The sequence below is a fragment of the Nodosilinea sp. P-1105 genome (assembly GCF_012911975.1).
In the GTDB taxonomy this organism is placed as follows: Bacteria; Cyanobacteriota; Cyanobacteriia; order Phormidesmidales; family Phormidesmidaceae; genus Nodosilinea.
On the sequence record NZ_SMDQ01000137.1, the window covers coordinates 1 to 3,529 of the forward strand.

The window sequence follows — 3,529 nt, forward strand, 5'->3', positions numbered from 1 at the left end:
CCCCGAGCCAAAACGTGCCAAAACGTGACGCCCTGATTGTTATGCTGACTAATCACAATCATAACGTGACTTTTTGATTTAGAGCTGAACTAATGCTGAGCACATGCGCTATGCTGAGGTGTATCAGGATGCTGCGCCCCTATCGGGGGCTTCGCGGAGAGGCCACACAGTACGCCAAGGTTTTGGCAAAAACCGGGCAACGGCCCTCCCCCCAGGGTTTCTACCGTTTTTGACGACGCTATCGCTTTTCCTTCAGGGTGGCGTCGTGTTTTTAACCCAGTTTCTCCATGCTTTCCACGAGCAACCTCTCTGCCGCTCAGGCGGAGACCTATTACACGAAAGAGGATTATTACTCTGCCGAGGAAACCGCTCACCCGACTAAGTGGGTGGGCAAGGGGGCTGCGTCGTTGGGTTTGGCTGGGGTGGTCAATCAGCAAGAATTCAGCCAGATGCTGTCTGGACAGGCTCCAGGGGGACAATCCCTAACTGGAAAAGCAATTGACCCTGAAAAACGGCGGGCGGCAACAGACTTTACCTTTAGTGCCCCCAAGAGCGTCAGCATTGCGGCTCTGGTACAGGAAGACGAGCGGGTGTTGGCGGCCCATCATCAGGCAGTGGCTAAGGCCCTGTCGGTATTGGAAGAGCGCTATGCCCAGACTAGGGTTTCAACCGAGGCCGGACGAACAAAGGTAACCACGGGGAATATCGCCGCAGCGGTGTTTACCCATTCCACCAGTCGGGAGGCGGAGCCGCAGCTGCACAGCCATTGTGTGGTGATGAATGCGACGCAGTTGGGCGATGGGCGGTGGTTTAGTTTGAGCAATAAAAGTGCGATCGCTAACCAAAAGCTCCTGGGCCAGATTTACCAGAATGAACTGGCCGTAGCCCTGAGGCAGCAGGGGTACCAGATTGAACCCAAGGCCCATGGGCAGTTTGAGTTGGTGGGGTATTCACCAGAATTACTCAAGGCGTTCTCGACTCGGCGGCAGCAGATTCTAAAGCTGATCGAGGAATGGGAGGCGACAGGGTCTGAGAACAACCGGGCCATGCGGGAGACGGCGACGCTGGTATCGCGGAAGCGAAAGCCTAAGGAGGTGGATGAGGGATTGCTTCAGCGGGGGTGGAACGCGCTGATTCAGTTGAAGGGGTTGGAGCTGCCAGAGTTGCCTGAAGAAGTAGAGCAGTTACCTGAGGCGTCTCCATCGGCCAAATCAGTAATTGACGCGGCAATCCAACACTGCGGGGAACGGGAGTCAGTGTTTCGGCGAACGACGCTGGAGCGGTTTATCTTTGAGCACGAGCTGGGGGCGCAGGGGTTTGAGGCGATTGAGGCAGCCATTGCCCACAGCCCCGAACTGATCCAAGTCGCCGACGGCAAGTTCACCACCCAGACAGCGCTGAATCTGGAACTGAACACTATCCGTCTGATGCAGCAGGGACGGGGGCAGGTGGAACCGATTGTCCCCAGCGATGCCCGGTTAGACAGTCTGGTGAGCCATTCCCTGAACCCGGAGCAGCAACATGCCGTGGAGATGGCAGTGACTACACCGGATGCGGTGATGGCATGGCAGGGGGTAGCGGGAGCGGGCAAGACCTATGCTTTGAGGATATTAAGGGATCTGGCTCAGGGGCAGGGCTACATGATCCGAGGGTTGGCCCCCAGTGCTGAAACCGCCCATGTCTTGGGAGAATCGCTGGGGATTGAAACCACTACGGTCGCTGGACTTTTGGTGTCCCAGCCGTTGGATGAACCTCCCCAGCCCACGTTGTGGATCGTCGATGAAGCGGGTCTGCTGAGCATGAAGGATGCCCATGCTCTCTTGCGACGAGCGGCACTGGAACAGACAAGGGTTTTGTTGGTGGGGGATACTCGTCAACTCTCAGCGGTGGAAGCGGGCAACCCGTTCAAAAGTTTGCAGGCGGGCGGGATGACGACGGCGTATCTGGAGAGCCATCGGCGGCAGCAGACTGGGGTGCTGCGATCGGCTGTAGAACTGGTGGCCCAGGGGCAGGTCAGGGAAGGTATAGAAATTCTGGCCCAGGCTAGGTGCGTGAAGGAAGGATCTCAAGCTCAGGAGCGGATTCAGCAGGTGGCTGCCGATTACCTGGCGCTGACAGTAGAGGATCGGGAGAAAACGCTGGTGCTGGCAGGAACCAATGCGGAGCGGTTGGCGCTGACTCAGGCGATACGGGCTGGCTTACAGGATGAAGAAGCTTTGGGCGCAGACGGGTTTGTGATGCAGAGCTTGCGGCGCAAGGACTTGACTACGGCTCAGGCTAGTTACCTCAAGGCTTATGCTGTGGGCGATGTGCTGGTACCAATTCAGGACTATCGAAAGCAGGGGTTAATCCGAGGGGAGCAGTACCGGGTGGTGGCGGTGAATGCCGAGGCTCAGCAAGTGGTATTGGAGACACCAGGTGGATCGGTGCTGTCGGTTGATCCGGCAGCGTGCCCTCGCAAAACCGTTTATACAACGCAATCGATTCCAGTAGCAGTGGGCGATCGCCTCAAATGGACCCGCAATAACCCCAAAGCTGGAATCCGCAATGGCCAGGGGTTTTTGGTGACGGAACTGGAGGCGGATGGGACAGCGACGATTCGAGATGGGTTGGGTCAAACCACCACGATCAACCTCGGTGGGAATCAGTACATCGACTATGCCTGGGTGAGCACCACCTATAGCAGCCAGGGCAAGACGGCGGAGCGGGTGCTGGCGCTGTTGGGCGAAACGACGAATCGAGAAGCGTTTTATGTGGCGATTTCCAGAGCCAAGCGGGCGGTGACCCTGTACACCACCAGTCAGGCCGACTTGGTGCAGTTGGCCCAGGTGTCGCGGGCCAAGGAGAACGTGAGTGACTATGTGCCATTAACTCAACAGGTGATGAACCATGGACAATTACTCGAACGGGAACAACGGCAACCAGAACCCATCCCCAGCTTTGACCCCAGAGCAGTGGGAGAGCGTATTGGCCAGCGTGTTGCAGAGCAGCTTAGAACCGCTACGGGCGGAGATTTGCGTGAATACCCAGCGGGTGCTGCACCTGGAAGACCACGTCCAGACCTTGGGGCAGGATCTGGCGATGTGGCCGCAGCACTGGAACCAGAGCTTGGGGCGCTTGGTCGCGCAATTGCAGCGTATCGTCAGCGACGAGACCTCGTCCGATGCGCAGGCGACCTTGCAGGAGCAGTTGCGGTTGTTAATTGCGGCTTTGAGCAGTTGGAACGGGCAACTCAAGACCGAGTTGGCCTTGCAGCAGCAGTTGATCGCCTCGCTGGAGCGGTTGGAAGGTCGGTTGGACGAGAGCAGCAAGGGGTAGAGGTTCCAGAACCAGCAAAGGCGAATTCCAGGGAGCAGCTTTTGAAACGGTGGGAGCACTACTCGACGGGGTTGCCATCAGACAGTTTGGAGTTGCGGGTGGCGCAGCGGGCGTTGCGGGATGGGTGTTCGGCCAAGGAGGTAACGCTGATTCTAGTGGCGGGGAGCGAGGTGGTGAGGCAACTTTACGAGGTGCAAGGGAAGAAGCAGGC

Annotated in this window: 1 protein-coding gene; it reads left to right on the forward strand. The window is 57.8% G+C overall.

Features of this window, described 5'->3' with window-relative positions; all coding sequences use genetic code 11:
• Positions 1 to 287 precede the first annotated feature (287 nt).
• Positions 288 to 3,529: MobF family relaxase (gene mobF / locus E1H13_RS26260; RefSeq protein WP_169617911.1), on the forward strand; the 3,242-nt coding region annotated here is incomplete at its 3' end.